Source organism: Aurantimicrobium minutum (genome assembly GCF_029892845.1).
GTDB classification, from domain to species: Bacteria; Actinomycetota; Actinomycetes; order Actinomycetales; family Microbacteriaceae; genus Aurantimicrobium; species Aurantimicrobium minutum_B.
In genome coordinates this window covers 86,912-111,702 of record NZ_JARXVT010000004.1, presented here as the reverse complement: position 1 = coordinate 111,702, position 24,791 = coordinate 86,912, and the positions used below count along the sequence as shown (strand labels likewise).

The 24,791-nt window shown below is 51.1% G+C and carries 25 protein-coding genes; all 25 read right to left on the bottom strand.

Annotated features, from left to right (window positions below; all coding sequences use genetic code 11):
- Positions 1–31: 31 nt before the first annotated feature.
- The 25 genes from trpA to pyrR all read right to left on the bottom strand — a co-directional run bounded on the left by trpA (position 32) and on the right by pyrR (position 24,750).
- Entirely contained in the window at positions 32–799 is a 768-nt protein-coding gene (gene trpA, locus M2118_RS06575; protein ID WP_280795128.1) for a tryptophan synthase subunit alpha, read from the bottom strand.
- Positions 796–2,001 (bottom strand): tryptophan synthase subunit beta, encoded by a 1,206-nt coding sequence (gene trpB, locus M2118_RS06570; RefSeq protein ID WP_280795127.1) that lies wholly within the window; start codon positions 1,999–2,001, stop codon positions 796–798. The genes trpA and trpB overlap by 4 nt, the downstream gene beginning before the upstream one ends.
- A complete protein-coding gene (trpC, locus tag M2118_RS06565; protein WP_280795126.1) occupies positions 2,002–2,772 on the bottom strand; it encodes an indole-3-glycerol phosphate synthase TrpC in 771 nt (256 codons plus the stop codon).
- Positions 2,773–3,009: a DUF6704 family protein gene (locus M2118_RS06560; RefSeq protein WP_280795125.1), complete on the bottom strand. Its 237-nt coding sequence runs from the start codon at positions 3,007–3,009 to the stop codon at positions 2,773–2,775.
- A 35-nt stretch (positions 3,010–3,044) separates the two neighbouring features.
- Positions 3,045–3,683, bottom strand: a complete 639-nt coding sequence (locus tag M2118_RS06555; protein ID WP_280795124.1) for a Trp biosynthesis-associated membrane protein — start codon at positions 3,681–3,683, stop codon at positions 3,045–3,047.
- A 2-nt stretch (positions 3,684–3,685) separates the two neighbouring features.
- Complete coding sequence (locus tag M2118_RS06550) at positions 3,686–5,212, bottom strand: anthranilate synthase component I (protein ID WP_280795123.1); 1,527 nt, start codon at positions 5,210–5,212, stop codon at positions 3,686–3,688.
- Entirely contained in the window at positions 5,212–5,583 is a 372-nt protein-coding gene (gene hisI, locus M2118_RS06545; protein ID WP_280795122.1) for a phosphoribosyl-AMP cyclohydrolase, read from the bottom strand. Before hisI ends, M2118_RS06550 begins: the two co-directional genes overlap by 1 nt.
- Positions 5,584–6,345: an imidazole glycerol phosphate synthase subunit HisF gene (gene hisF, locus M2118_RS06540; RefSeq protein WP_280795121.1), complete on the bottom strand. Its 762-nt coding sequence runs from the start codon at positions 6,343–6,345 to the stop codon at positions 5,584–5,586.
- Between the two features lie 2 nt (positions 6,346–6,347).
- The gene (gene hisG / locus M2118_RS06535; protein WP_280795120.1) at positions 6,348–7,187 is read right to left on the bottom strand and encodes an ATP phosphoribosyltransferase; all 840 of its coding nucleotides are present in this window, start codon (positions 7,185–7,187) and stop codon (positions 6,348–6,350) included.
- 39 nt (positions 7,188–7,226) lie between these two features.
- Positions 7,227–7,490 carry a phosphoribosyl-ATP diphosphatase gene (locus M2118_RS06530; protein ID WP_280795119.1) on the bottom strand — a complete coding sequence of 88 codons (264 nt, stop codon included), beginning with the start codon at positions 7,488–7,490 and terminating at the stop codon, positions 7,227–7,229.
- Positions 7,491–7,513: 23 nt separating this feature from the next.
- Entirely contained in the window at positions 7,514–8,179 is a 666-nt protein-coding gene (gene rpe / locus M2118_RS06525; protein WP_280795118.1) for a ribulose-phosphate 3-epimerase, read from the bottom strand.
- A gap of 9 nt (positions 8,180–8,188) precedes the next feature.
- On the bottom strand, positions 8,189–9,529 hold the full coding sequence (locus M2118_RS06520; RefSeq protein WP_280795117.1) for an RsmB/NOP family class I SAM-dependent RNA methyltransferase: 1,341 nt from the start codon (positions 9,527–9,529) through the stop codon (positions 8,189–8,191).
- A 65-nt stretch (positions 9,530–9,594) separates the two neighbouring features.
- A complete protein-coding gene (gene fmt / locus M2118_RS06515) occupies positions 9,595–10,509 on the bottom strand; it encodes a methionyl-tRNA formyltransferase (protein ID WP_280795116.1) in 915 nt (304 codons plus the stop codon).
- A 26-nt stretch (positions 10,510–10,535) separates the two neighbouring features.
- Complete coding sequence (locus tag M2118_RS06510) at positions 10,536–12,464, bottom strand: primosomal protein N' (RefSeq protein ID WP_280795115.1); 1,929 nt, start codon at positions 12,462–12,464, stop codon at positions 10,536–10,538.
- 30 nt (positions 12,465–12,494) lie between these two features.
- Complete coding sequence (metK, locus tag M2118_RS06505) at positions 12,495–13,658, bottom strand: methionine adenosyltransferase (protein ID WP_280795114.1); 1,164 nt, start codon at positions 13,656–13,658, stop codon at positions 12,495–12,497.
- A gap of 46 nt (positions 13,659–13,704) precedes the next feature.
- The gene (gene coaBC / locus M2118_RS06500) at positions 13,705–14,925 is read right to left on the bottom strand and encodes a bifunctional phosphopantothenoylcysteine decarboxylase/phosphopantothenate--cysteine ligase CoaBC (RefSeq protein ID WP_280795113.1); all 1,221 of its coding nucleotides are present in this window, start codon (positions 14,923–14,925) and stop codon (positions 13,705–13,707) included.
- Between the two features lie 20 nt (positions 14,926–14,945).
- Positions 14,946–15,203, bottom strand: a complete 258-nt coding sequence (gene rpoZ / locus M2118_RS06495) for a DNA-directed RNA polymerase subunit omega (protein ID WP_277495022.1) — start codon at positions 15,201–15,203, stop codon at positions 14,946–14,948.
- Positions 15,204–15,205: 2 nt separating this feature from the next.
- Positions 15,206–16,093, bottom strand: coding sequence for a guanylate kinase (gene gmk, locus M2118_RS06490; RefSeq protein WP_280795112.1), 888 nt, complete (start codon positions 16,091–16,093; stop codon positions 15,206–15,208).
- Positions 16,094–16,097: 4 nt separating this feature from the next.
- Complete coding sequence (gene pyrF / locus M2118_RS06485) at positions 16,098–16,949, bottom strand: orotidine-5'-phosphate decarboxylase (RefSeq protein WP_280795111.1); 852 nt, start codon at positions 16,947–16,949, stop codon at positions 16,098–16,100.
- The gene (carB, locus tag M2118_RS06480) at positions 16,946–20,236 is read right to left on the bottom strand and encodes a carbamoyl-phosphate synthase large subunit (protein WP_280795110.1); all 3,291 of its coding nucleotides are present in this window, start codon (positions 20,234–20,236) and stop codon (positions 16,946–16,948) included. The genes pyrF and carB overlap by 4 nt, the downstream gene beginning before the upstream one ends.
- Complete coding sequence (gene carA, locus M2118_RS06475) at positions 20,236–21,390, bottom strand: glutamine-hydrolyzing carbamoyl-phosphate synthase small subunit (RefSeq protein ID WP_280795109.1); 1,155 nt, start codon at positions 21,388–21,390, stop codon at positions 20,236–20,238. The genes carB and carA overlap by 1 nt, the downstream gene beginning before the upstream one ends.
- Positions 21,387–21,929, bottom strand: a complete 543-nt coding sequence (locus tag M2118_RS06470) for a hypothetical protein (protein ID WP_280795108.1) — start codon at positions 21,927–21,929, stop codon at positions 21,387–21,389. The genes carA and M2118_RS06470 overlap by 4 nt, the downstream gene beginning before the upstream one ends.
- Positions 21,922–23,259: a dihydroorotase gene (locus tag M2118_RS06465; protein ID WP_280795107.1), complete on the bottom strand. Its 1,338-nt coding sequence runs from the start codon at positions 23,257–23,259 to the stop codon at positions 21,922–21,924. Before M2118_RS06465 ends, M2118_RS06470 begins: the two co-directional genes overlap by 8 nt.
- Entirely contained in the window at positions 23,252–24,211 is a 960-nt protein-coding gene (locus M2118_RS06460) for an aspartate carbamoyltransferase catalytic subunit (protein ID WP_280795106.1), read from the bottom strand. The genes M2118_RS06465 and M2118_RS06460 overlap by 8 nt, the downstream gene beginning before the upstream one ends.
- A complete protein-coding gene (gene pyrR / locus M2118_RS06455) occupies positions 24,208–24,750 on the bottom strand; it encodes a bifunctional pyr operon transcriptional regulator/uracil phosphoribosyltransferase PyrR (protein ID WP_280795105.1) in 543 nt (180 codons plus the stop codon). Before pyrR ends, M2118_RS06460 begins: the two co-directional genes overlap by 4 nt.
- Positions 24,751–24,791 lie beyond the last annotated feature (41 nt).

The following is a 24,791-nucleotide window of genomic DNA, read 5'->3' as shown; positions in this document are numbered from 1 at the left end:
GTCAGCTTAGGTCACATTGTAGAAAGTTAGATTACTTACCTGAGGCGAGTTCAGCCGCAACTGAACGAAGTGCTGTTAGTCCACCATCGTTGAGCGCCTTGACAAGTGCGGAACCAACAATGGCTCCGTCACCATAATTCAATACTTCTCGAACCTGTGTCCCATTTGAGATACCCACGCCGACACCAATGTGAGTTGCTCCCACGTTACGTAAACGAGCAACAAGCGACTTAGCTGCCACGTCAACATCTTGACGAGCACCGGTAATACCCATGGTGGAAACCGCATAAACAAAGCCTCGACTGTTCTGCACTGCTTGTGCGAGTCGTTCATCAGTCGATGAAGGGGCAGCCAGAAAGACACGATCTAGATCGTATTTCTCTGCTGCGGCTAGCCACTCAGAAGCCTCATCGGGAATGAGGTCTGGTGTAATGAGACCTGCTCCCCCGGCTTCAGACAAATCTGACGCAAATTTATCAACGCCATATTGAATAACAGGATTGAAATAGGTCATGAGTAAAACTGGGATATCAACCCGTGCAGTGATTTGCTTGACCGCTTCAATCGCATGAGGAAGCTTGAATCCGTTGGCAAGTGCAACCTGAGTTGCTTCCTGGATGACCAATCCATCCATCACTGGGTCCGTGTAGGGAACCCCGAGCTCAAGAATGTCTACGCCACTTTCAACGAGCGCTACAGCGGCTTCGATGCTTCCCTCAAGTGAAGGGAATCCAACAGGTAAGTATCCGATGAGGACTTTACCTTTGGCGGAAATTGCCGCTTCAACCTTGGAGCTCATTCTGCTACCCCATCGAGAATGCCGAAGTATTTCGCAGCAGTTTCCATATCCTTGTCACCGCGTCCAGAGTTATTGACCAAAATGATGGCCTCTGGCCCTAGCTCTTTCCCTAGCTGCAGAGCTCCGGCTAGACCGTGTGCTGTTTCAATGGCAGGAATGATGCCTTCTGTGCGAGAAAGAAGACGAAGTGCATCCATTGCTTCGGCATCAGTGATGGGCCGGTAGTGAGCACGACCAATATCGTTCAACCACGAATGTTCAGGACCAACGCCGGGGTAATCAAGTCCAGCGGAGATGGAGTGAGACTCAATTGTCTGTCCGTCTTCATCTTGAAGCATGTAGGAACGAGCACCGTGAAGAACACCGGGTCGACCCTTTGTGATCGTCGCGGCGTGTTCTGCTGTGTCTACACCGCGACCAGCAGCTTCGAAACCATAAAGGCCAACCGATGGGTCATCAAGGAAGGCATGGAAAATACCAATCGCGTTGGAGCCACCACCAACACATGCAGCAACGGCAGTTGGAAGCTGACCTGTAATCTCAAGTATCTGAGCACGGGCTTCTTCACCAATAATCTTATGAAAGTCACGAACCATAACGGGGAACGGGTGAGGGCCTGCAACCGTGCCCAACAAGTAGTGAGTAGTGTCAACATTTGCCACCCAGTCGCGCAGTGCTTCGTTGATGGCGTCCTTGAGTGTACGAGACCCAGTGGTAACGGGAATGACGGTTGCCCCGAGGAGACGCATGCGTGCAACATTGAGAGCTTGACGAACAGTGTCAACTTCTCCCATGTAGACAACACACTCGAGCCCAAACAGAGCGGCAGCAGTGGCACTTGCAACACCGTGCTGACCGGCTCCAGTTTCTGCAATGATGCGGGTCTTTCCAAGACGCTTTGCAAGCAAAGCTTGTCCCAGCACGTTATTGATCTTGTGACTACCGGTGTGATTGAGATCTTCTCGCTTGAGGAAGATACGCGCACCACCAGCGTGTTCTGCGAAGCGAGGAACTTCAGTAATGATGGAGGGGCGACCGGTATAGGTTCGGTGAAGTTCAGTCAGTTCCTGCTGGAATCCAGGGTCAAGCTTTGCGAGTTCATATGCTGCGGAAAGCTCATCCAATGCAGCAATCAGCGATTCAGGAACAAATCTTCCGCCGTATTCGCCGAAGTAGGGGCCAAGTTCATCTCGAAGTGCCATTTATACCGCCAGGAAGGATTGGAGGGTTGCTGCGGGATCTGAGGTGACAAGTGCTTCACCTACGAGAACAACGTCAGCACCTGCGTCTCTATAGTGCTGAACATCTGTTGCATTTCTTACAGCTGATTCTGCCACCTTGATGACCCCTGAAGGAATTTCTTCAACCAGCGAAGCGAAGAGTTCACGATCTAGCTCAAATGTGCTCAGGTTACGAGCGTTCACACCAATGAGTGAGGCATTAATTTCGAGGGCACGATGAAGTTCTTCACGCGAATGGGTTTCAACAAGAACAGTAAGCCCCAACGACAAAGCAAAGTCATTGAGCTCAATGAGTTCCTTTTGTTCAAGTGCAGCGACAATCAATAAAACAAGGTCTGCTCCTGCAGCACGTGCTTCTAGAATTTGATATTTCTCAGCAATGAAGTCTTTGCGCAGTACTGGTACTGAAACTTCTGCCCGAACTGCACGTAAATCGTCTAAAGTCCCTTTGAACTTACGACCTTCGGTCAACACGCTAATCGTGGAGGCGCCATTATTGGCATATGTTCTTGCCAATGCAGCAGGATCAACAATTGCTGCTAAATCTCCACGAGAAGGACTTGCTCGTTTCACTTCAGCAATGACTTTAATGTGCTCAGCCGGTGCAAGAAATTGCATTGCATCAAGTGCTGGAAGCTGAGCTAAGGCTGCAGCTTCTACTTCTGCATAGGTTACAAACTCACGACGTGCAGCTGCATCCGCGAGAGCGCCAGCTGTCAGGTCGGAGAGCATTTAGTAGTGGTGAGGCTTGGGGGTGAACTTAGGACCGTTCACACCGTAACCAAGCTTTGCTAGCAGGAAGCCAAGTCCCCAACCAACAAAAATTCCGACTACAGAAGCCCAGACAAGCCATTCAATAGCTAGTACGAATGCAGTTGTACCGATGGCAAAGAATGCCAGCATGGTAATAACGGCAGTCCATGCTGCGGGCGAGTGGCCCTCTCCTGGATCAACGATGTCGTTGCTCATGTCACTCCTCAGTGCGAAAAACTTCTAGCTAAATTCTAGTTGATAGTCGGGTCTGTTCCGTGGCTCAACGAGTCCCACGCATCAATATTCGATGAAGAAACATCTGAATTTTCAGGAGTTACTGATTGAGTTGGTGCTTTTTGTGCGCCTTCTTCAAACGTTTTGGAGACTCGGTCGAACTTTCGACTACCGGTACCCCACTTTCCGGCAGTAAAGACGATGACAATTCCAAGTGGGACCAGAAGCATTCCGGCAACAGCTGTCATTCCCGGCCACGCAGTCGCACGAGAAGAAATCACGAAAGTTCTTAACGTGTCTACATCTGAAATCGCACTCAAAGAGGTCAGCAACGACGCAGAAGAAATTACAGGATCAGACCAAGCAGAGATACTGACCGAAACAACTGCTGATCCAAGAATGATCAACAGAACCCCGAGAATTCGGCGAATCAGAATTGAGGAAAGAGCAAGAGCGGCTGTCACAGCAAAGCCAGCAAGACCGAATGCGCTCAAACCAGGTGCTGCTATCTGACCAGAGACTTCGAGACCATCAGTGTTTTCTGTGGGGAACGTTACTTCGAGGAGGAACCACGTTTGAGACCAGCCAATGAGTATCAATGCTGAGAGCACGAATGACGAAAGAAGCGAATACGTCTTGAACTTTCGGTAGTTCACGATCAGACCTTCTTCAATGCATTCGCAATCGCAACAGCACGTAATGGTGCAGCAGCTTTGTTTTGAGTTTCGAGATACTCAGTTTCTGGAACGGAGTCCATCACAAGACCTGCTCCAGCTTGCACATACGCTTTCTTATCTTTGAGGACGACGGTTCTGATAGCGATTGCGAGATCAGCATCACCGGCAAAGTCGAAATACCCCACGACTCCCCCGTACACACCTCGTTGAGCGGGCTCTAAAGAGTCAATGATTTCGAGTGCACGAGGTTTTGGTGCACCGCTCAAGGTTCCGGCGGGGAACGTGGCGCGGAACACGTCTACTGGTCCACGCTCTGGTGAAAGATTTCCTTCCACAGAACTCACAATGTGCATGATGTGAGAAAAGCGTTCGACCCGCATAAATTCGGTGACCTCGACTGAACCGGCATCACACACCCGAAGCAAGTCATTGCGAGCAAGGTCGACCAACATTAGATGTTCGGAGCGTTCTTTCTCATCTGCAAGAAGATCTGTTTCAAGCTCTAAATCTTCTTCGGGATGTGCACCACGTGGTCTGGAACCTGCGATGGGATGGGTGAAAACACGACCCGAGGAGACCTTAACTAAGGCCTCAGGGCTGGACCCAACGATGGCATAAGGATTTCCATCAACTGTTTCAAGCGCAAGCAAGTACATGTACGGGCTGGGATTCAAACTGCGCAGCACGCGGTACACATCTTCAGGTGAGGCTTCATTGTGAGCATCAAACCGCTGTGAAATCACTACTTGAAATACATCACCTGCGACGATGTGCTTCTTCGACGTGACAACAGAGTTGAGAAAGTCCTGCTTGGGAGTTCTCAGTTTGGGTTTAGCTTCGATATCTAGATCAATATGTGCCAAACCAACAGGACCAGGAATGGATAAATTGCGCTGCAAATCATCAAGACGATTCTGTGCTTTCTCAAATAAATCTTGAGTAGATGTATCACTTTCATGAACAAGAACATTCGAAATCAACGTGACTGTCCCGAATTTGTGATCGAGAACAATCACTTCACGAGAAAAACTGAGGGCTTGACGTGGAATTGAGAAATCAGCTGTGGGCGCATCGGGGAGATTCTCGAGTTCACGAATTGCCTCCCAGCCGATGAAGCCAACAAGGGCGCCTGTCAGCGGAGGCATTCCTTCAATGTGTGGAGTCTTCCAGCGTCGGTATAAGGCATCTAATGCCGACAGTCCTGTGGGAGGAATCTGTCCACCAAATGCTTCGTCGGCACTGAGGCCAAAATCTTGCCAGGTTGGCACACCATCATGATCGGTGAGGACACCGTAACTCGAGACACCGACAAAGGAGAAACGTGACCAAATTCCACCCTGCTCTGCTGATTCAAGAAGAAAGGAACCAGGAACTCCGGAGGCAAGCTTGCGATAAATACTGATCGGGGTTTCAGCATCCGCAAAGAGCGACCGTGTGATCGGAATGACCTTATGTCCCTCACCAACGAGCTGAGAGAAATCTTTGAAAGAAGTGTCGAGTGAAGCCATCAATCAACCTGTCTCAGGACCGAAGAGTCGACTGTGGTGAGTGCTTCCACGTCATAATCTTCAAAACATGTGCGGGAACCTGTGTGGCAGGCTGCCCCAATTTGTTCCACACCAATGAGCAAAGTATCAGCATCGCAGTCGTGGTGAACGCTTCTGACGAACTGTGCATGTCCACTGGTGTCACCTTTACGCCAATACTCTTGGCGCGATCGAGACCAAAACGTCACGCGACCTTCCTCAAGGGTGCGACGAACTGCCTCAGCATTCATATACCCCAACATCAGAACTTCTTGATTTGAGGAGTCCTGAATGATGGCGGGAATGAGACCAGTGGCGTCAAATTTGAGCGAGGTGATGTCAAAAGCAATCATCTAGCGCACCTCAAACCCATCTTTTCGAAGAGATTCTTTTACTTCACTAATAGTGACAGCTTTCGAATGAAAAATGCTCGCCGCTAAAGCCGCGTCGGCTCCAGCTGAAATTGTAGCCGAGAAATCCTTCGCAGAACCAGCTCCTCCACTAGCTATAACCGGCACAGAACTTATTTCCCGCACAGCAGAGATCAGTTCCAAGTCAAAGCCGTCTTTGGTGCCATCTGCGTCGATGGAATTGACCAGAAGCTCACCAGCACCGCGGTTGATTGCTTCTCGGGCCCAGTCCAGAGCATCTATTTCGGTCAATTCGCGACCGCCGTGCGTTGTGACTACAAAACCGGAATCTGTATGCGATGAACGAGTGATATCCAAAGAAAGTACGAGAACTTGAGCCCCATATCGAGAAGAAATTTCATCAATTAGATCTGGTCTCTTGATGGCGGCGCTGTTGACTCCCACTTTGTCTGCACCATGGGCTAGTAACTGAGCCACATCTTCGACAGTGCGCACTCCACCACCAACGGTCAACGGAATGAAGACAGCATCTGCAGTGCGAGCAACCACCTCAAACATTGTCGAACGGTTTTCGACAGTTGCTTTGACATCCAGAAAAGTGATTTCGTCTGCACCTTGTTCGTAGTAGTACTGAGCAAGTTCAACAGGATCGCCTTGGTCCGTGAGGTTGAGGAAATTTACCCCCTTGACAACACGACCATCAGCTACGTCTAGGCAGGGAATGATTCGAACGGCAACGGACATAGCTACAGGCGTGCTGCGTGGATAGCTGAAACTAGAATTGCGCGTGCGCCCAAGTCATACAGCTTGTCCATCACGTCATTGCGGTCTGCGCGAGGAACCATTACTCGAACAGCTACCCATTCAGGGTCGTGCAATGGGCTAACAGTTGGAGATTCGATTCCGGGAGCTATGTCACATGCTGCATCAAGGAGGTTCTTAGGAACGTCGTAGTCCATCAAGACAAACTGCTTCGCTACGAGAACGCCCTGGAGACGGCGCATCAAAGTACTGATTCCGTCAATTGATTCGTCACGGCTAATCAGCACAGCAGTAGATTGCAAAATTACTGGGCCGAAAATATCCAAACCAGCTTTACGCAAAGTAGAACCGGTAGAAACTACGTCTGCAACAGCGTCCGCCACACCCAAACGCACGGCAGATTCGACAGCACCATCAAGTTGAACAAGGTGGGATTGAACACCAGCTTGTGCAAGGAATGTGCCCACAAGACCTGGATAGCTCGTTGCTACTCTCTTGCCAGCTAAATCAGAAAGATCTGAGAAAGAACCTGCAGGACCTGCGAATCGAAAAGTAGAGTCACCAAACGACAGTTCAGCAATTTCACGAGCTTCAGAGTGTGAATCCAGAAGTAAGTCTCGACCAGTAATTCCAACGTCAAGTGCACCAGAACCTACATACGTAGCGATGTCACGTGGGCGCAGGTAGAAAAACTCAACACCGTTTCGGGTGTCTGAGTAGTGAAGGTCCCGAGGATCTTTTCGTCCGGTATAGCCGGCTTCGTAGAGCATTTCAGCAGAAATCTCAGCCAGAGAACCTTTATTTGGAATTGCTACGCGCAACATGTGTTTAAACCTTTGTGAAGTGGAAGGGAGTAAGAACGGTTAGAGATGATGGTTGACCTCGTCGAGCGAGATACCTTTCGCAATCATCAAAACCTGAACATGGTAAAGAAGCTGAGAGATTTCTTCTGAAGTCGCTTCCTGCGATTCATATTCAGCGGCCATCCATACTTCGGCTGCTTCTTCGACTATTTTCTTGCCAATAGCGTGAACGCCAGCATCCAGCTCTGCAACGGTTCGCGAGCCTGAAGGACGCTCAACAGCTTTAGCTGAGAGCTCAGAGAAGAGAGAATCAAAGGATTTCACCCCTTAAGGCTACCTTGCTTCTACTAGTGCTTGTGCGCAGTGTGGGCTGCAGAACGAAGTCCAGCGATTGCCTGCTCTGGATTGCCAGAGTTATAGACACTCGATCCTGCAACGAATGTGTCTGCTCCTGCCTCCGCGGCAATACCGATGGTGTCGAGGGTGATTCCTCCGTCAACCTGCAACCACACGTCTAGACCAGACTTTCGTCTGGCTTCAGCGAGAAGACCAATCTTGGGCATGACGTCAGAAATAAAGGATTGACCGCCAAACCCGGGTTCAACTGTCATGACCAGTATTTGATCAAATTCAGACATCAGTTCTAGGTAGGGCTCGATAGCGGTGCCTGGTTTCACTGCAAGTCCGGCTCGAGCACCAATTTCTCGTAATCGTCGAGCGACGGCAACAGGATTATCTGTCGACTCAGCGTGAAAAGTTACAGAATAAGCTCCAAGTTCGGCATATCCCGGCGCCCAACGTTCCGGATTCTCAATCATGAGATGAACATCGAGTGGAATAGGTGATACATCCTGAATGCGACCCACCATTTGGGGACCAAAGGTGAGGTTAGGGACAAAATGATTGTCCATAACATCTACGTGTGCAAGGTCAGCACTAGCAATTGCGCCTAGATCTCGTTCCATGTTGACGAAATCAGCTGAAAGGATGCTGGGGTTGATCCGTATTGCCATGCTGTCAGCCTATTCTGACTTTGTCAGAAGTGAAATGAACATTGCATCGGTGCCATGACGATGAGGCCATAACTGGACGGATAGTGCATCTCCGGCAATGTCCATAGGCTGCATAGCCACGTTGGCAAGTACTTCTCGTGCATTGAGTTCTGTTACGTGTGAGTTCTTCCGAAGAGCACCTTCAACAATTCCTCTGGTTTCGGCGAGGTGGGGTGAACAAGTCACATATGCCAGAACTCCGCCGGGCTTTAACGCCTGGATAGCACTGCCGAGCAATTGAGCTTGGAGTCCAGTGAGATCACCCACATCCTTAGGCGATTTACGCCATCTCGCTTCTGGACGGCGGCGAAGAGCACCCAGTCCAGTACACGGCGCATCTAGAAGGATACGGTCATACGCATTGGGCTGATCGGGACCAATGTCGACACCGTCTCCGGTGACAACATGAACATCAGGAAGTATTGCGAGTGCGTTCCGAACCAGATCTGCACGACCAGGTATCACTTCATTTGCGGTCAGAACAGCTCCATCAACAGTCGCTTCAGCAGCAAGGAGTGCCGCCTTTCCACCGGGACCAGCACACATATCAAGCCATTGCTCGCCTGAAGTAACGTCATGATGCCGTGAAAGGACAAGTGCGGCTAGCTGGGAACCTTCATCCTGAACTCTGACGAAACCCTCTCGAACTCTGGCAAATCGAGTAGGGTCTCCCCCGGTGTTCAGCGACATTCCCATAGGTGAATACTTAGTTGGTTCACCCTCTACTTCGTCGTTGGTTTCGACGAATCCAGGTAATTCGACGAGAGTAACGCGTGGATTGACATTATCGCTGGCAAGAAGGGCTTCTAATTCCTCACCTCTGCCCTCTGCTTCAAGACTTTGCTTGAGAGATCGAACAATCCATACGGGGTGTGAGTAAAGCGCCGCTAATCGCTCGTCGGCGTTTGCGATGTCTTTGGTGATGAAGTCTTGCCAGTCTTCTAAATCATGTCGACTAGTTCGACGTAGAACTGCGTTAACAAAACCGACAGCACCAAGGGAAGCCATGTGTTCTGCGAGATTGACACTCTCATCAACAGCAGCATGTTGAGCTACGCGCATGTTCAACAGTTGATGAACACCCATCCGAAGAATGTTGAGAACGACTAAATCGATAGTGTCGATATCTCGAGCGGAAGCATTGGCAATGACGCGGTCATAGAAACCCTGCATGCGAAGAGTGCCGTAGGTGAGCTCGGTTGCTAAACCGGCGTCATTCGAACTCAGACCAAATTCTTTGATCTTTGCCGGAAGTGCGAGGTTTGCGTAGGCATCATATTCATCCACGGCCATGAGTACTTCAAAAGCCACGAGACGTGAAGGTGTGATTGGCCGCGACCGTCTGGGTCCTTTTGAATGAGGCTTCTTCTCGATTGTCACGAAACGTGTACTACTTCCTGGCGAAGGCCACGGAACCAATCCATGGCGGACATGGCTTTTTTCCCAAAGGGTTGAACGGTAATGAGCTCGAGTGAACCTGAGGAGCACCCTAAGAATAGTTTTTTCTCAATGGAAACAATCTGTGTTGGCGGCACAATCTGATCTCCACCCTTGAAAGCTTCGAGAATTTTGAGCCTTTCTTCTCCGACGACTACGAATGCTCCAGGCTCTGGAGTAACTCCCCTGTATTGGTTGTAGACGACATCAGAATCATTGTTCAGATTGAGGTGTCCATCTTCGAGGTTGAGCTTTCGAGCGTAGGAGGATTCCCCTGATTGAGTTGTGGCGATTGCCCTACCTGAGTTGATTGAGTCAATGACATCAAGAACCTGTCGAGAACCGAGGTGAGACAGGCGTTCAAGAAGTTCGCCGCTTGTCTCGTCAGGAAGAATGGGCCACTCGCGAGTATCAAACACATCTCCTGCATCGAGTTCTTTAACGAGTTTGAACACAGCAGAACCTGCCATTACTTCACCAGAAAGAAGCTGCCACTGGACGGGTGCTGCTCCTCGCCAAGAGGGCAAAGAAGAAAAATGTAGGTTGATCCAGCCATGCTTGAGTGAACCCAGAGTGAGTTCTGGGAGGAGAGCTCCATACGCGACAACTACGCCCAAATCAGCGTTGAAAAAATCGATTGTCGCTTGAATTTCATCATCAATACGGTTGGCATAAATGACTGGTATGTGATGATCAAGCGCCACCTGAGCTACCGGCGAAGGTGTCAGGATTCTTTTGCGACCTTGATGAGCATCAGGTCTGGTCAACACAGCCACGACATCGAAGCTGCTGTTTATCAAAGATGTGAGTGTGGGGACTGCAGCCTCTGGGGTGCCCGCGAAAATGATTTTCACAACACCAACCTCACAACAGAAAATATTTAGAGCGAATCGATATCAGTATCGTCAAAACGCACTCTCAGTCTAAGCACTCGAGAAGGTCGCTCAGATGAGACAGGCGGCTTCTTGGAACGAGTTGCAGAGGTGATCACGGCCGAACGAAGGTGAGTTGCGAGTTTCTCACCATCTTTGTACTCAAAAAACACGAGTGCACGACCAGAACCATCGTTTTGACCAACGGGCCCAAGAATTCGATGGCCAGCAAGTGCAGGGAGTTCATCGCACGTGTTTCTTACAGTCTCCGTTGGACCAGAAATCGACACCACTCGAACAGCTGGTGGCAAGTGCAATTCCATACGATCAGAAAGTTCATGTGCAGCCCAGCGAACTTGAGCAGAATCTGCAAGAGTTTTACCGAGAGCTTTTCCTGCACCGTTGATGAACACCGTTGCTTCTGGTCTAGCTAGTGCAATGGTGTTACTCCAATTGCGAAGAACATCTTCATCAACCCGAAAAGCTTCTCTGCCGCGTAAGCGTTCGCCATCAAGGAGCAGAATTGCGGAATAACCACCTTCTGCAACAGGTTCCGCGCCTGGTGTGGCAACAATGACGGCCGGAGATGAGGGTACCGAAGTGATGATGTGATTTCCGTCGGCAACAATCACCTTCACTCCTGGGAAAGCTCTTCCAATTTCGTCCGAAGTTCGTTCAGTGCCGGCTGCAACCGGACGAAGCTGTTTGCTACCGCAACCCTTACACAGCCATGAAGTGTTCATATTTCCGCACCAACGACAACTGGGTGAAGAATTTCTATGAACTAACTGCAGCGGTCCATGACATGAAGAACAGTGAGCACGTTCCTTACATTCACTGCAGACTAGTGCTGGAGAGAATCCAGGGCTCGCTACTTGAACTAAAACTGGCCCGGAATCTAGAGCTTTCTTGGCCCCAAGCCACGCAGCACTGGGAATACGTGAAGGTGATGTTCCTTCTTCGAGATGTGCATCTGTCAACACAATCTTCGGTTGCTGCACTGCCTGCACAGATGCTTCGACGAAGAAACCTAGTTCAACCAAACGCTGTGTCTCGAGAGATCGAGTATGAGAAGCGAAAACAAGCGAGCAGCTGGTCAATGACTGCCTCACTAATGCAACATCCCTCGCGTGAGCATAGGGTGCAAGCGGTTCTTCGAAATTATGATCACCGTCGTCCCAGAGGGCGAGAAGGCCAAGATTATGCGCAGGAGCGAGGGCGGCAGATCTATTCCCTAGAACAATCAGTGGTTCTTCTCCGATTGAACGAAGGTAATTAGTAAACCGTTCTTGACCGGAAAGTCTCGCATCAACCCGGACGTAATTCTCACTCAGCCCAGAGGCGTTGATCTGCTGTTCAACACTGTCGATGTCCCTAAAGTCAGGAACGGCAATAACAGTACTAAACCCTTGTGAAAGTTGTTCAGTTGCTAAGGAAATAAGTAACTCGACCCAATTCGATGAAGTCGAACCAGTGTTGAGACTTAACCGTGGCGGTACTTTGATTGCGGTTCGAGAACCTGGTGAGAGTTCGATTTCAGCAAATTCTTGAGGACGAGTGTGTATTCCGCCCACAAATGTAGGTGCTTTTTGGTCTTGAGCAAGAAAAGCTTTCTCGGAACGAACATATCTAGCTGGGATTGCGAGCCTAATCACGTCCATGGCCGAGCCTGCTTGACGATCTGCTACTTTACGAGCCAATTCAAGTGTCTCAGGTTGCAATAACGAAACCTTGGAGATGACCTTCTCGATGTATTGAAGTTCTCCCACAAATTCTTGTTTGGCACTTATTGCAGTGACGTACGCATCCGAGAATCGAGCTCCGCCACGTAAAGGAACTGAAACCTTAGAACCCACAAGAATTTGACCTTGAAGGGATTCCGGAATCCGGTATTCGAAGACGTGGTCAAGCTGAGGTAACGGTGTGTCCAGTAACACACTCGCAAACCCAGGTTGGGAGTTCACGTATTACAAACCAGCCAAACGGCGAAGGTCATCTACTTTGTCGAGCTTTTCCCAGGTGAAATCAGGAAGTTCACGGCCAAAGTGACCATATGCAGCAGTCTGACGGTAAATCGGACGAAGCAAATCAAGCTCACGAATAATTCCAGCAGGACTGAGGTCAAAGGTCTCACGAATTGCGTTGATGATGATTTCGTCATCAACCTTGCCGGTGCCAAAGGTCTCCACGTAGAGACCAACAGGTTGTGCAACACCAATTGCATAGGCAATCTGAACTTCTAGCTTTTCAGCGAAACCGGCAGCAACAGCGTTCTTAGCCACATGACGCATTGCGTATGCAGCAGAACGGTCAACTTTCGAAGGATCTTTACCGGAGAATGCTCCACCGCCATGACGGCTAGCCCCTCCATAGGTGTCAACAATAATCTTGCGACCAGTCAGGCCAGCATCGCCCTTTGGTCCACCAATTTCAAACTTGCCCATGGGGTTGACCATGAAGTTCGTTTCGGAAGAGTCGAAACCAGTGTCAGCCAACACGGGACGAATGATGTGTTCAATGACATCGGCACGCAATGTTTCAAGTGAGGCATCAGCTTGCGGAGCGTGCTGAGTAGATACGACAACGGTTTCAATCGAACGAGGAACAATTCCGTCATAACCTACGGTGACCTGAGTTTTACCGTCTGGGCGAAGATACGAGAGCTGACCGCTTTTACGAGCCTGAGTTAAACGTTCAGCGATGCGGTGTGAGAGGTAAATCGGCAAGGGCATCAACTGAGCAGTCTCAGTAGTTGCATAACCAAACATGATGCCCTGGTCGCCTGCCCCCTGCTCTTCTTGACCGAAAACAAGGTTGGCGATGTCAGGCGATTGCTGTCCAATGGAGACAGAAACTCCGCAGCTGTCTCCATCGAAACCAATATCTGAAGAGGTGTAGCCGATGTCCTTGACGACATTTCGAACGATGTCAGGGATTTCTGCATATCCCTTTGTGGTGACTTCACCCGCAACATGAACAAGACCGGTTGTAACAAGCGTTTCGACAGCAACTCGGCTGCCTTTATCTTGTTCAAGAAGGTTATCCAGGATGCTGTCAGAAATCTGATCACAAATTTTGTCGGGGTGACCTTCGGTAACCGATTCAGAAGTGAATAGTCGTAAAGCGCTCATGGCGATTAGTCCTCTCGTACATAGACGTTGGAGTGTGCCACGCGAGTTACGCGTTCTGGAATGGCGATGATGTGATGCAATCGAGAATAGTGTCCGCTACAGACAGTTTCGTCCCGTTTGCTGTATTCAGAATATCGCCACCAGACGCAATGACTGTGACGGCATTACTTTCTGTTGCGAAACCCTGATCCCAACCGACTTGGTTGACCACGAGGTAGTCACAGCCCTTTCGCTTGAGCTTCTCTTGAGCAAGCTCAAGAAGCTCACTTCCAGAAGCAGTTTCAGCCGCGAAACCGACAATGATCTGTCCTGATGACTTGGTCTGAACGAGTTCTCGGAGAATGTCAGTGTTTTCAACGAGAGAAATGTGAAGCCTTCCTTCACTTTCTGACTTCTTAATCTTGGTGCTGGAAACAGCGTCTACCCTATAGTCAGAGACAGCAGCAGCCATAATGACAATGTCGAAATCGTGCGCTGACGAAAGAACTGCTTCCTGCATCTGCGCGGCGGTAGAGACAGATAGAACTTGTACTCCTGTTGGAGGTTCAACCTCTAGATGTGATGCGACCAAGGTGACCTCAGCACCACGTGCAAGAGCTCGTTGTGCAAGAGCCACTGCTTGCTTCCCTGAAGAGCGATTACCGATAAATCGAACAGGATCCAGTGGCTCTCGGGTACCTCCACCAGTAATGAGTATTCTTTTTCCGACCAAGTCTCGATAGACGTCAGAAGATACTGAAGCATAAGTTGCCTCGACAATGTCCTCGGGTTCACTCATACGACCAACACCTGAGTCTGAGCCGGTGAGTTGACCAACACCTGGGCCAACAACAATGACACCACGCGAGATGAGTGTTGCGATATTTGACTGAGTTGCTGGGTTATCCCACATCTCTGTGTGCATTGCAGGTGCAACGACTAGAGGGCCCCGACGAGCAAGGACAGTATTCCCTAATAAGTCAGGAGCTAGGCCAGAAGAAATTTGAGCAAGAGTATTTGCTGTTGCCGGTGCAATAACAATGACATCAGCCTGTTGACCCAGTGCAACGTGACGCACCTGGGCAACATCGTCATAGAGACCGACGTGAACAGGGTTGCGACTGATGGCTTCAAGGGTTGGGCGCCCAACAAATTGCAGAGCCGCTTCTGTGGCAATGACATCGACGTGGTGTCCGTCTTTGACGAATTCACGCACGACAGATACTGCCTTATACGCAGCAATGCCGCCGGTTATCCCGACGACAATGCGTAATGGTGTGCGCGACACTTCAGGTGTCGATTCGGATATTAGGCCGACAGTGGACGAGCGATTAGCTTGTCTTCGTTGATTTCGTGCATAGCAACGGAGAGAGGCTTGTCGTCGATGTTGGAGTCAACGAGGGGTCCAACGTTGTCGAAGAGGCTTCCTTCGTGAAGGTCGGAGTAGTAGTCGTTGATCTGGCGAGCACGCTTGGATGCAAAGATAACCAATGCGTACTTAGATTCAACCTTCGAGAGCAGGTCGTCGATAGGTGGGTTGATGATGCCTTCAAGCTTTGTAGCCATTATTACTCCTTGATAAGTCCCATTAAGTCTACGACCTGTTGGGCAGCTTCGGTGACGTCTCGGTTAATTACCCGAACGTCGAATTCATCTTTGGCAGCCAATTCACCAAATGCAGTTTCAAGCCGGCGTTTGATCTCTTCTTCTGACTCTGTTCCACGCTCACGTAAACGACGAACTAGTTCGTCCCAATCTGGAGGAAGAAGGAAAACAAGTCTGGCCTCAGGCATTGTTTCGCGAATTTGACGTGCACCCTGTAAATCAATCTCGAACAGGACACTTCGCCCCTGAGAAAGGGCACTTTCGATTGGACCACGTGGTGTTCCATATTTGTTCTGTCCATGAACTTCAGCCCACTCAAGGAGTGCTTCCGAATAAATCATGGCGTCAAATTCACCGTGATCTATGAAGTAATAATTGACCCCATCGACTTCACCAGGTCGTGGATCGCGAGTCGTAGCAGAAATAGATAGGTGTACCTGAGGGTGGTTGCGAACTATGTGGTTAACAACAGTTCCTTTGCCGACCCCTGAAGGTCCAACGAGCACGACAGCCTTGGGCGACCAAGATTCACTGCGCTTTGACTGATAAGCCACAATCCATTTACGCAATCCCACACGTTGGTGTTTGCCCAAACCCCCCAGACGCTTTCGAGGAGAAATGTCAAGATCCTCCAGAATGCGTGGAATCTTGTTCGCTCCCACACCGCGCAGGGACTTCAGGAAGTCAGTCACTCTCAGAGTAGCTTCGGAGGAAGAGGGATCTATTGATGCCACAACGAACACATCAAGAGCAGAACGGCGGCCTTCAAAAACATCTGCTTTGATGGCAGCGCGTTTGCGACGCGCGACGACTCCCGCCTGCGCAGCTGCGCGGCGGTCGACCTCGGGCATGATGTTAGGCAAGAGCGGAAGCAACCTCTCCAGCACGACGAGTGACTGCTTCCACAACACCTTCACGGCCTGCAGAGAGGACACTCCTGGTTTCAGACACGATCAGATTGGTCGACAGGTTTCCAAACAAACGACGAGCATCCTCAACGCGAGCACCTTGGAAACCAAAACCTGGGGCAAGTACAGGAAGCGCGGGATAGTCATCAGGTTGAATACCCAAAGCAGGAAGGTCTAGTGTCGCACCCAATACAGCTCCCACCGAGTTGGCTGGTGTAGCTTCAGTTGCCCATCGTGCAACATCGCTCAGCATTGCTGAGGCAACGGTCTTCCCTTGATGAATACCTTGAGTCACTTGAGCTGTCTGAAGTACCGCTGCTTCAGGATTACTGGTCGCAGCGAGAATAAAGACACCCTTGTTGTGAGACAAGGCATAGTCAACAGTTTGAGAGAGGGCTCCAGAGCCCAGGTAAGGACTCACTGTGATGGCATCTGATTCGAGATTCCAACCGGGAGTGAGCCAAGCCTGAGCATAGGCCTCCATGGTGCTGCCGATATCTCCACGTTTGCAGTCGGAAATGACAATCAATCCAGCATCACGAGCACGGCGAATGACGTATTCGAGAGCGTCCATCCCCTTGGCACCATGGCGTTCATAGAAAGCAACCTGTGGCTTGATAATCCCTACCTGGCCAACGCAGGCATCGATTACGCGGAGGGAAAACTCACGAAGGCTGACGGAGGTGTCATCGAATTCCCACTCATTCAAGAGAAAGGGATGGGGATCAATACCGACACAGAGGTGACCAAACTGCCCAAAGGCAGTCTGGAGTCGGTCTCCGAAACCTAGTTCACTCATGCTCGAGCCAGAGCCTCACGACGCTTGATGGCGTATTCCTGCAAACTGCACACATCAAAACCTTCGCGGATTGTGTCGATAGAAGCAACAGCTGCACTGACCTGAGCCATATTGGTGAACAAAGGCTTGTCTGCGGCAATAGCTGATGCGCGGATTTCGTAACCATCTGCACGAGCAGCTGATCCACTGGGAGTGTTGATCACAATGTCTACTTCGTTGCGGTTGATGAGCTCAACGATGGTGTCATCGCCTAACTTGGCGCTGACCTTACCGATGATGGTTGCTGGGATACCGTTGCGCTGAAGAATCTCTGCTGTGCCCTCAGTAGCCACAATCTTGAAGCCCAGCTGAGAGAAGCGCAAGGCAGGCAGAATAATGTTGCGCTTGTCGCGGTCTGCAACAGAGATGAACACGGTTCCTGAGGAAGGCAATCCGCCATACGCACCGGCTTGTGCCTTAGCGAAAGCTATGGGGAAGTTCACGTCCATACCCATAACTTCTCCGGTGGAACGCATCTCAGGGCCGAGCAGCGAGTCCACAACCTTACCTGCAGGAGTGCGGAAACGCTTGAAGGGAAGAACAGCTTCCTTCACTGCGATGGGTGCATCCATGGGGACAACAGAGCCGTCCTGGATAGGAAGGAGACCTTCAGAGATGAGATCTCGAATGCTCTCCCCCACCATGATTCGGCTAGCTGCCTTGGCCAGAGGAATGCCCAACGCCTTGGAAACGAAAGGCACAGTACGAGATGCACGAGGGTTCGCTTCAAGAACGTAGAGAACGCCAGCACCGATAGCGAACTGGACATTGAGAAGACCTCTCACACCAATTCCCTGCGCAATAGCGAGAGTTGCTTCGCGAACCCGGTCGACATCCTTCTTGCCCAAAGAAATGGGGGGAAGAGTACAAGCCGAGTCACCGGAGTGAACACCCGCCTCTTCGATGTGTTCCATCACGCCACCGACATAGAGTTGCTCTCCGTCAAAGAGGGCATCTACGTCGATTTCAATCGCGTCATCGAGGAAACGATCCACAAGAAGTGGAGAATCTGGCCCAACGATGGCCTGGCCATCGATACGAACAAAGTAGTCGCGCAGCGTTGCTGTGTCGAAGACAATTTCCATACCGCGACCGCCCAGAACATAAGACGGACGGACAAGGACAGGGTAACCAATCTCTTCAGCGACCTTCACAGCACCTTCAACATCGGTGGCAGTGCCGTTGCGTGGAGCGAGCAGGTTAGCTGCGTCGAGGATACGGCTGAATTCACCACGTTCTTCTGCGAGGTCGATTGCTTCGGGTGTTGTACCCAAAATAGTTACTCCGGCTGCCTTGAGGCCCTTTGCGAGACCCAGTGCTGTCTGTCCACCGAGCTGAACTACGACGCCTACAAGTTCACCCGACTTGCTTTCAGCGTGAATGACCTCAAGAACGTCTTCCAATGTGAGGGGCTCGAAGTAGAGACGGTCACTGGTGTCATAGTCCGTTGAGACTGTTTCAGGGTTGCAGTTGATCATGATGGTTTCATAACCAGCATCTGAAAGTGCGAAGGATGCATGAACACAGGAGTAGTCAAACTCCACGCCCTGACCGATACGGTTTGGACCAGAGCCCAGAATGACAACCTTTTTGCGCTCACTCGGCATGACTTCAGTTTCCAGGTCATAACTCGAGTAGTGATACGGGGTCAAAGCTGGGAATTCACCAGCACAGGTATCAACAGTCTTGAACACGGGACGGATGTCGAGCGCATGACGCTGGTCTCGCACTTCCTGCTCAGTCAGTCCACGAAGTTCAGCAATTTGAGCATCAGAGAATCCAAAGTCCTTCGCATAACGAATGACAGACGCATCCAGAGCCGGTGCAGCCTGAACTTCTGAAGCCACCTCATTGATGAGAACGATTTGGTCGATGAACCAGGGATCAATCTTGGTTGCCTCGAAGACCTGCTCAAGAGATGCACCCTTGCGCAGTGCCTGCTGGACGGTCACGATTCGACCGTCAGTAGGAACCTGAGAGATGGTGAGCAGTTCTGCGACTGAACGTGATTCCTCACCCCAGTGGAAGGAGCTGCCACGCTTTTCTAGTGAACGCAGCGCCTTCTGGAGAGCTGTTGCATAGTTGCGACCAATAGCCATGGCCTCACCGACCGACTTCATGGTGGTCGTCAGAGTTGCATCAGCAGCGGGGAACTTTTCAAATGCGAATCGAGGAACCTTCACCACGACATAGTCAAGTGTCGGCTCGAAGGACGCAGGAGTCACCTTGGTGATGTCGTTAGGAATTTCATCTAAGCGGTAACCGATGGCTAGTTTGGCTGCAATCTTGGCAATCGGGAATCCTGTTGCCTTGGAAGCAAGCGCAGAGGAGCGAGAAACACGTGGGTTCATCTCGATCACGATGACACGGCCATCCTTAGGATCGATGGCGAACTGAATGTTGCAACCACCAGTATCGACACCAACAAGGCGAATGATTTCGATACCAATGTCACGGAGGTTCTGGTATTCGCGGTCAGTCAGCGTCAATGCGGGTGCCACGGTGATGGAGTCACCGGTGTGAACGCCTACGGGATCTACGTTCTCAATGGAGCAGACGACAACAGTGTTGTCGGCCGTGTCTCGCATGAGCTCGAGCTCATATTCCTTCCAACCCAGGATGCTCTCTTCAAGGAGCACTTCACTGGTTGGGCTGGAGTGAATACCGTCACCAGCAATGCGGATGAGATCTTCTTCGTTGTAAGCAAAACCGGAGCCAAGACCGCCCATAGTGAATGAGGGGCGAACAACGAGTGGGTAGCCAAGTTCTTTTGCTGCTTCAATGCACTCTTCGAGTGTGTGAGCAATGAATGACTTAGCAACATCAGCGCCAGAAGCAAGCACGAGATCTTTGAAGATCTGACGATCTTCGCCCTTGCGAATTGCTTCAACCTTGGCACCAATGAGCTCAACGCCGTGACGCTCAAGAGCACCATTCTCATGGAGGGAGATGGCAGCGTTGAGCGCCGTCTGTCCACCAAGGGTGGGCAGAATAGCGTCAGGCTTTTCCTTGATGATGATGGCTTCGATGACCTCAGGAGTGATGGGCTCCACATAGGTTGCATCTGCGAAGTCAGGATCGGTCATGATGGTGGCCGGGTTGGAGTTAACCAAGATCACACGGATGCCTTCTTCGCGAAGAACGCGGCAGGCCTGAGTTCCTGAGTAGTCAAATTCACAGGCCTGGCCGATAACGATCGGACCGGATCCAATGACGAGGACTGATTTGATGTCTGGACGACGTGGCATTAGTTCGATGCTCCAGAGGTAGTAGCGGATGCGAGGACCATGTCGCGGAATCGGTCGAAGAGATAGTTGCTATCGTGAGGCCCCGATGCAGCTTCTGGGTGGTACTGGACAGAGAAAGCATTGATGTCGAGGCAGCGTAAACCCTCCACAACCTGATCATTGAGGCTGTAGTGGCTGACTTCTACACGGCCAAAACCTGAAGGCGACTCGAGAACACCCTCAATCGGTGCGTCTACTGCGAAACCATGGTTCTGACTGGTGATCTCTACGCGACCAGTGGCTTTGTCGAGCACCGGCTGGTTGATTCCTCGGTGTCCGAAAGGCAACTTGTAGGTCTTGAAGCCGAGTGCGCGACCAAGAAGTTGGTTTCCGAAGCAGATGCCAAAGAAGGGTATCCCTGCTTTAAGGACAGTACTGAGGAGCTCAACATGCTTGTCACTTGCCGCAGGATCTCCAGGACCATTCGAGAAGAACAAGGCTGAGGGCTTCATAGCCAGGATTTGTTCAGCCGTTACCGTTTGTGGGAGTACATGGGCATCAAAGCCACGTTCAGCGATGTAGTTGACTGTCGAGGTCTTCACACCGAGGTCGAGAATGGCAACTGAGCCAATCTTCTCCCCCACTGCGGGCACGACGTATTCTTCTTGAGTTGAAACCTGAGCGGAAAGATTCTTTCCTGCCATTTGATCAGCTTCAAGCACCTTAGTCAGCTGCGCTTCTGCAGATTCTGCTGCTGCTGAGCCTGAGAAAATACCTGCGCGCATGGAACCCTTTGAGCGGATGTGGCGCGTGACGGCACGGGTATCAATGCCCTGGATACCAACGATGCCTTCATGGTCTAAATCGTTATCGAGGCTTCGTTCTGCACGGAAGTTAGAGACGATGCGTGACGCGTCACGCACTGCGTAGCCTGCAACCCAAATGCGACGAGACTCCATGTCCTTATCGTTCATTCCGGTGTTGCCTATGTGTGGAGCGGTCATCAACACAATTTGCCCTGCATAGGAAGGGTCTGTCAGTGTCTCTTGGTAACCAGACATACCGGTAGCGAAAACAATCTCACCGAAGGTGGTTCCTTCTGCACCATAGGCGCGACCTTCGTAACGTGAACCGTCTTCGAGAACTAATACGGCATTGGGGGTCGTGAGACTCACGAGGCAACCTCTTTCGATGTGGCTTTGGCGTTGGGGAAACTAATGGTGAGCGCGTTCTCGCAGGCAAGACGCACTTCAGGGATGGAGAAGCGGAAGAAGGACGTGAACGCAACATCTTCCTGAGCAAGGGTGTCCCAAGCTGTCCAGGAGATTGCGGTTAGTCCGTCTTTTTCAACTGCTTTGTCGATAGCTACCTGAGTGCGATGAATCTGAACTATCTGCGCGGCAGGGATAAAGGTCGACTTTTCTCCACGTGGAGCAATTGAAAGTCCGTCCGTGCTCACGAGAACATGTGCATCAGCACGGAAGGAAAGACCCGGAAGAGTTACGCGCTGTAGCGGGTCAGTTGCCAGAGTAGTTGCGACATACAGGCCGGAGAACTCTGCTGGTGCTGAACTGTGAGAAACAACAGGAGCACCAGAAGCAACGATCTGGAATCGGCTGTCTCGAGCTACACGCTTGCGCCAAGCAATGGCCATTCCTGAGATAGCAAGTGCAATGAGCGCAATTACCACGACTGTGGCGAGAACTTTATCCACGGGCCACCACCTCAGCTTGTGCAGATACAACATCAGCAGCAACCAGAGTTCGGTCATCGGTTGTGAGATATCCCTGGTGGATTGTGGCGACAACCTGACCAGCAAGCTCAATCCCAAGGTAGGGAGAGTTGTGAGACAAGCTTGCCAGGTCTTCCACTCCGAAGTTACGGCGGGTAGCAGGATCAACCAAGACAAGTTCAGCTTGGATACCTGGCTGGATCTTCTGACCGTGAGTTGCAAGTCCACCAATTCGAGCAGGAGTTTCAGAAAGGACTCGCGCAACATCTGCCCATCCAATCAAACCGGTCTCAACCATGGTGGTTTGAACTACAGCTAGAGCTGACTCAAGTCCCACCATGCCGAACGCAGCAGCTCCCCATTCACAGTCTTTGGACTCGATGGGGTGTGGTGCGTGATCAGTTGCGACGATATCGATGGTTCCGTCTGCGAGTGCTTCTCGAAGCGCCATCACATCTTCAGCACGTCGCAGTGGAGGGTTCACCTTGAAACGGGCGTCATAGCTTTCAACACGGTCATCAGTAAGAAGAAGGTGGTGTGGGGTAACTTCAGCCGTGACGTTGATGCCACGCTTTTTTGCCCAGCGAATAACATCTACTGATCCAGCAGTAGAGAGGTGACAAATGTGGAGACGAGAGCCAGTGTGCTCGGCCAAGAGCACATCGCGAGCGATGATGGATTCCTCGGCAACTGCAGGCCAGCCAGCAAGACCGAGACGAGCTGAAACTTCGCCCTCGTTCATCTGAGCATCAACGGTGAGTCGAGGCTCTTGAGCATGCTGGGCGATAACGCCACCGAAGGTTTTCACGTATTCAAGAGCTCTGCGCATGATCAGTGGATCAAAGACACACTTGCCGTCATCGGAGAAAACACGCACTGCCGCGCGTGAATTGGCCATCGCACCCAGCTCTGCAAGCTGGATTCCTTCAAGTCCCTTGGTTACGGCTCCAATAGGACGAACAGTGGCGTAGCCAGCTTCGTCACCAAGTCGAAGCACTTGTTCAACCACACCTGCGGTATCCGCAACAGGAAGGGTGTTTGCCATGGCGAACACAGAAGTGAAGCCACCGAGTGCTGCTGCCTGCGTACCAGTGAGAACAGTTTCTGATTGTTCATATCCAGGTTCCCGCAGGTGTGTGTGCAGATCGACAAGTCCTGGCAGAACCACAAGGCCATCTGCATCAATAGTTGTTGCAGAGGCAGAACTCAATCCCTTGCCAACCGCAGTTATCTGCGTTCCTTCGATGAGGATGTCAGCTCGAGAACCATCCGGAAGCGTGGCTCCTTTGATGAGCAAATCTGGATTAGTCATGAGTTACCTCTCGTTCGCCGGTAAGAACCATATAGAGCGCTGCCATGCGGACAGAGACACCGTTGGCTACTTGTTCCAGGACTGTTGATTGTGGGGAATCTGCTGCAGCTGAGCTAATTTCTAAGCCACGATTCATGGGGCCGGGGTGCATCACCATTGTTTTAGCTGGCAGTGAGTAGAAGCGTTCCTGTGTAAGACCCCACATGTTGGAGTATTCCCGCTCATTAGGGAAGAAAGCGTCATGCATGCGTTCTTGTTGAATGCGCAGCATCATGACGACATCTGGTTTGCTCTGAGCAAGTGCATCATCCAGGTCAAAGCTCACAGAGACAGGCCACGTGTTGACCGCATGGGGAAGCAAAGTGGGTGGAGCTACTAATTGAACTTCAGCACCTAGCGTTTGTAGGAGCCACACGTTTGAGCGCGCGACACGTGAGTGCAGAATGTCTCCGACAATATTGACTTTGACACCGTCGAGGCCCTTTCCACGTGAACCAGCACCATGTAGGCGCTTACGCATAGTGAAAGCATCCAGAAAAGCCTGAGTGGGGTGCTCGTGTGTTCCATCGCCTGCATTGATCACAGGAACATCAATCCAACCGCTTTGAGCGAGCACCTGAGGTGCACCAGATGCGCCGTGTCGGATGACAACAGCATCGACACCCATAGCAGCGAGAGTTTGCGTTGTGTCCTTAAGACTTTCGCCCTTAGAAACACTAGATCCTTTGGCAGCAAAGTTGATCACATCTGCAGAGAGACGCTTTTCAGCTGCTTCAAAAGAGATGCGAGTGCGAGTGGAGTCTTCGAAGAAGAGGTTCACAACAGTCTTGCCACGAAGTGCAGGCAGCTTCTTGACCTCACGATCATTGACTGCGGACATATCTTCGGCAATATCGAGAAGCTGGATAGCCTCTTCACGGGTAACGTCACGAGTACTTAAAAGATGCTTCATACGCTCATCACCTCGTCAATTTCAACGCCATCTTCACCGTCATGTTCGACCAAGCGCACATTGATGCGCTCGCCGTGTGCGGAAGGAAGATTTTTGCCAACAAAATCTGCCCTGATAGGGAGTTCGCGGTGGCCACGATCTGCTAAAACAGCAAGACGGACAGCCTTTGGGCGGCCCAGGTCTGTCAGGGCATCCAGTGCAGCTCGAACTGTTCGGCCGCTGTAGAGGACATCATCGACTAGGACAACGGTCATGTCATCGATGCTGACAGGCACATCTGTAGGCGCGGTGGAGCGTGTGGGCTGCTGATACAGATCATCGCGGTACATCGTGACGTCAAGGGAGCCGACAGGTACTGAAGAACCAGGAACGATTGATTCGAGGATTTCGGCGAGACGATGTGCGAGCGTGACGCCGCGTGTGGGAATGCCAAGAAGGATGAGGGACTGAGCGCCTCGATTAGATTCAAGGATCTCGTGAGCAATCCGCGTCAATGCGCGTTGCATGTCAGTCGCCTGCATGATAGCTCGTGCAGTCATTCTGACCTCCTTCCCCGCCTCTCTGGACGGAAATTAAAGGA

Excerpts from the sequence above, each read along its gene's own strand:
- trpA (WP_280795128.1), bottom strand. The coding sequence starts at position 799 with ATGAGCTCCAAGGTTGAAGCGGCAATTTCCGCCAAAGGTAAAGTCCTC.
- trpB (WP_280795127.1), bottom strand. The coding sequence starts at position 2,001 with ATGGCACTTCGAGATGAACTTGGCCCCTACTTCGGCGAATACGGCGGA.
- trpC (WP_280795126.1), bottom strand. The coding sequence starts at position 2,772 with ATGCTCTCCGACCTGACAGCTGGCGCTCTCGCGGATGCAGCTGCACGT.
- M2118_RS06560 (WP_280795125.1), bottom strand. The coding sequence starts at position 3,009 with ATGAGCAACGACATCGTTGATCCAGGAGAGGGCCACTCGCCCGCAGCA.
- M2118_RS06550 (WP_280795123.1), bottom strand. The coding sequence starts at position 5,212 with ATGGCTTCACTCGACACTTCTTTCAAAGATTTCTCTCAGCTCGTTGGT.
- hisI (WP_280795122.1), bottom strand. The coding sequence starts at position 5,583 with ATGATTGCTTTTGACATCACCTCGCTCAAATTTGACGCCACTGGTCTC.
- hisF (WP_280795121.1), bottom strand. The coding sequence starts at position 6,345 with ATGTCCGTTGCCGTTCGAATCATTCCCTGCCTAGACGTAGCTGATGGT.
- hisG (WP_280795120.1), bottom strand. The coding sequence starts at position 7,187 with ATGTTGCGCGTAGCAATTCCAAATAAAGGTTCTCTGGCTGAGATTTCT.
- rpe (WP_280795118.1), bottom strand. The coding sequence starts at position 8,179 with ATGGCAATACGGATCAACCCCAGCATCCTTTCAGCTGATTTCGTCAAC.
- metK (WP_280795114.1), bottom strand. The coding sequence starts at position 13,658 with ATGAGCGCTTTACGACTATTCACTTCTGAATCGGTTACCGAAGGTCAC.
- rpoZ (WP_277495022.1), bottom strand. The coding sequence starts at position 15,203 with ATGGCTACAAAGCTTGAAGGCATCATCAACCCACCTATCGACGACCTG.
- gmk (WP_280795112.1), bottom strand. The coding sequence starts at position 16,093 with ATGCCCGAGGTCGACCGCCGCGCAGCTGCGCAGGCGGGAGTCGTCGCG.
- pyrF (WP_280795111.1), bottom strand. The coding sequence starts at position 16,949 with ATGAGTGAACTAGGTTTCGGAGACCGACTCCAGACTGCCTTTGGGCAG.
- carB (WP_280795110.1), bottom strand. The coding sequence starts at position 20,236 with ATGCCACGTCGTCCAGACATCAAATCAGTCCTCGTCATTGGATCCGGT.
- M2118_RS06465 (WP_280795107.1), bottom strand. The coding sequence starts at position 23,259 with ATGACTAATCCAGATTTGCTCATCAAAGGAGCCACGCTTCCGGATGGT.
- M2118_RS06460 (WP_280795106.1), bottom strand. The coding sequence starts at position 24,211 with ATGAAGCATCTTTTAAGTACTCGTGACGTTACCCGTGAAGAGGCTATC.
- pyrR (WP_280795105.1), bottom strand. The coding sequence starts at position 24,750 with ATGACTGCACGAGCTATCATGCAGGCGACTGACATGCAACGCGCATTG.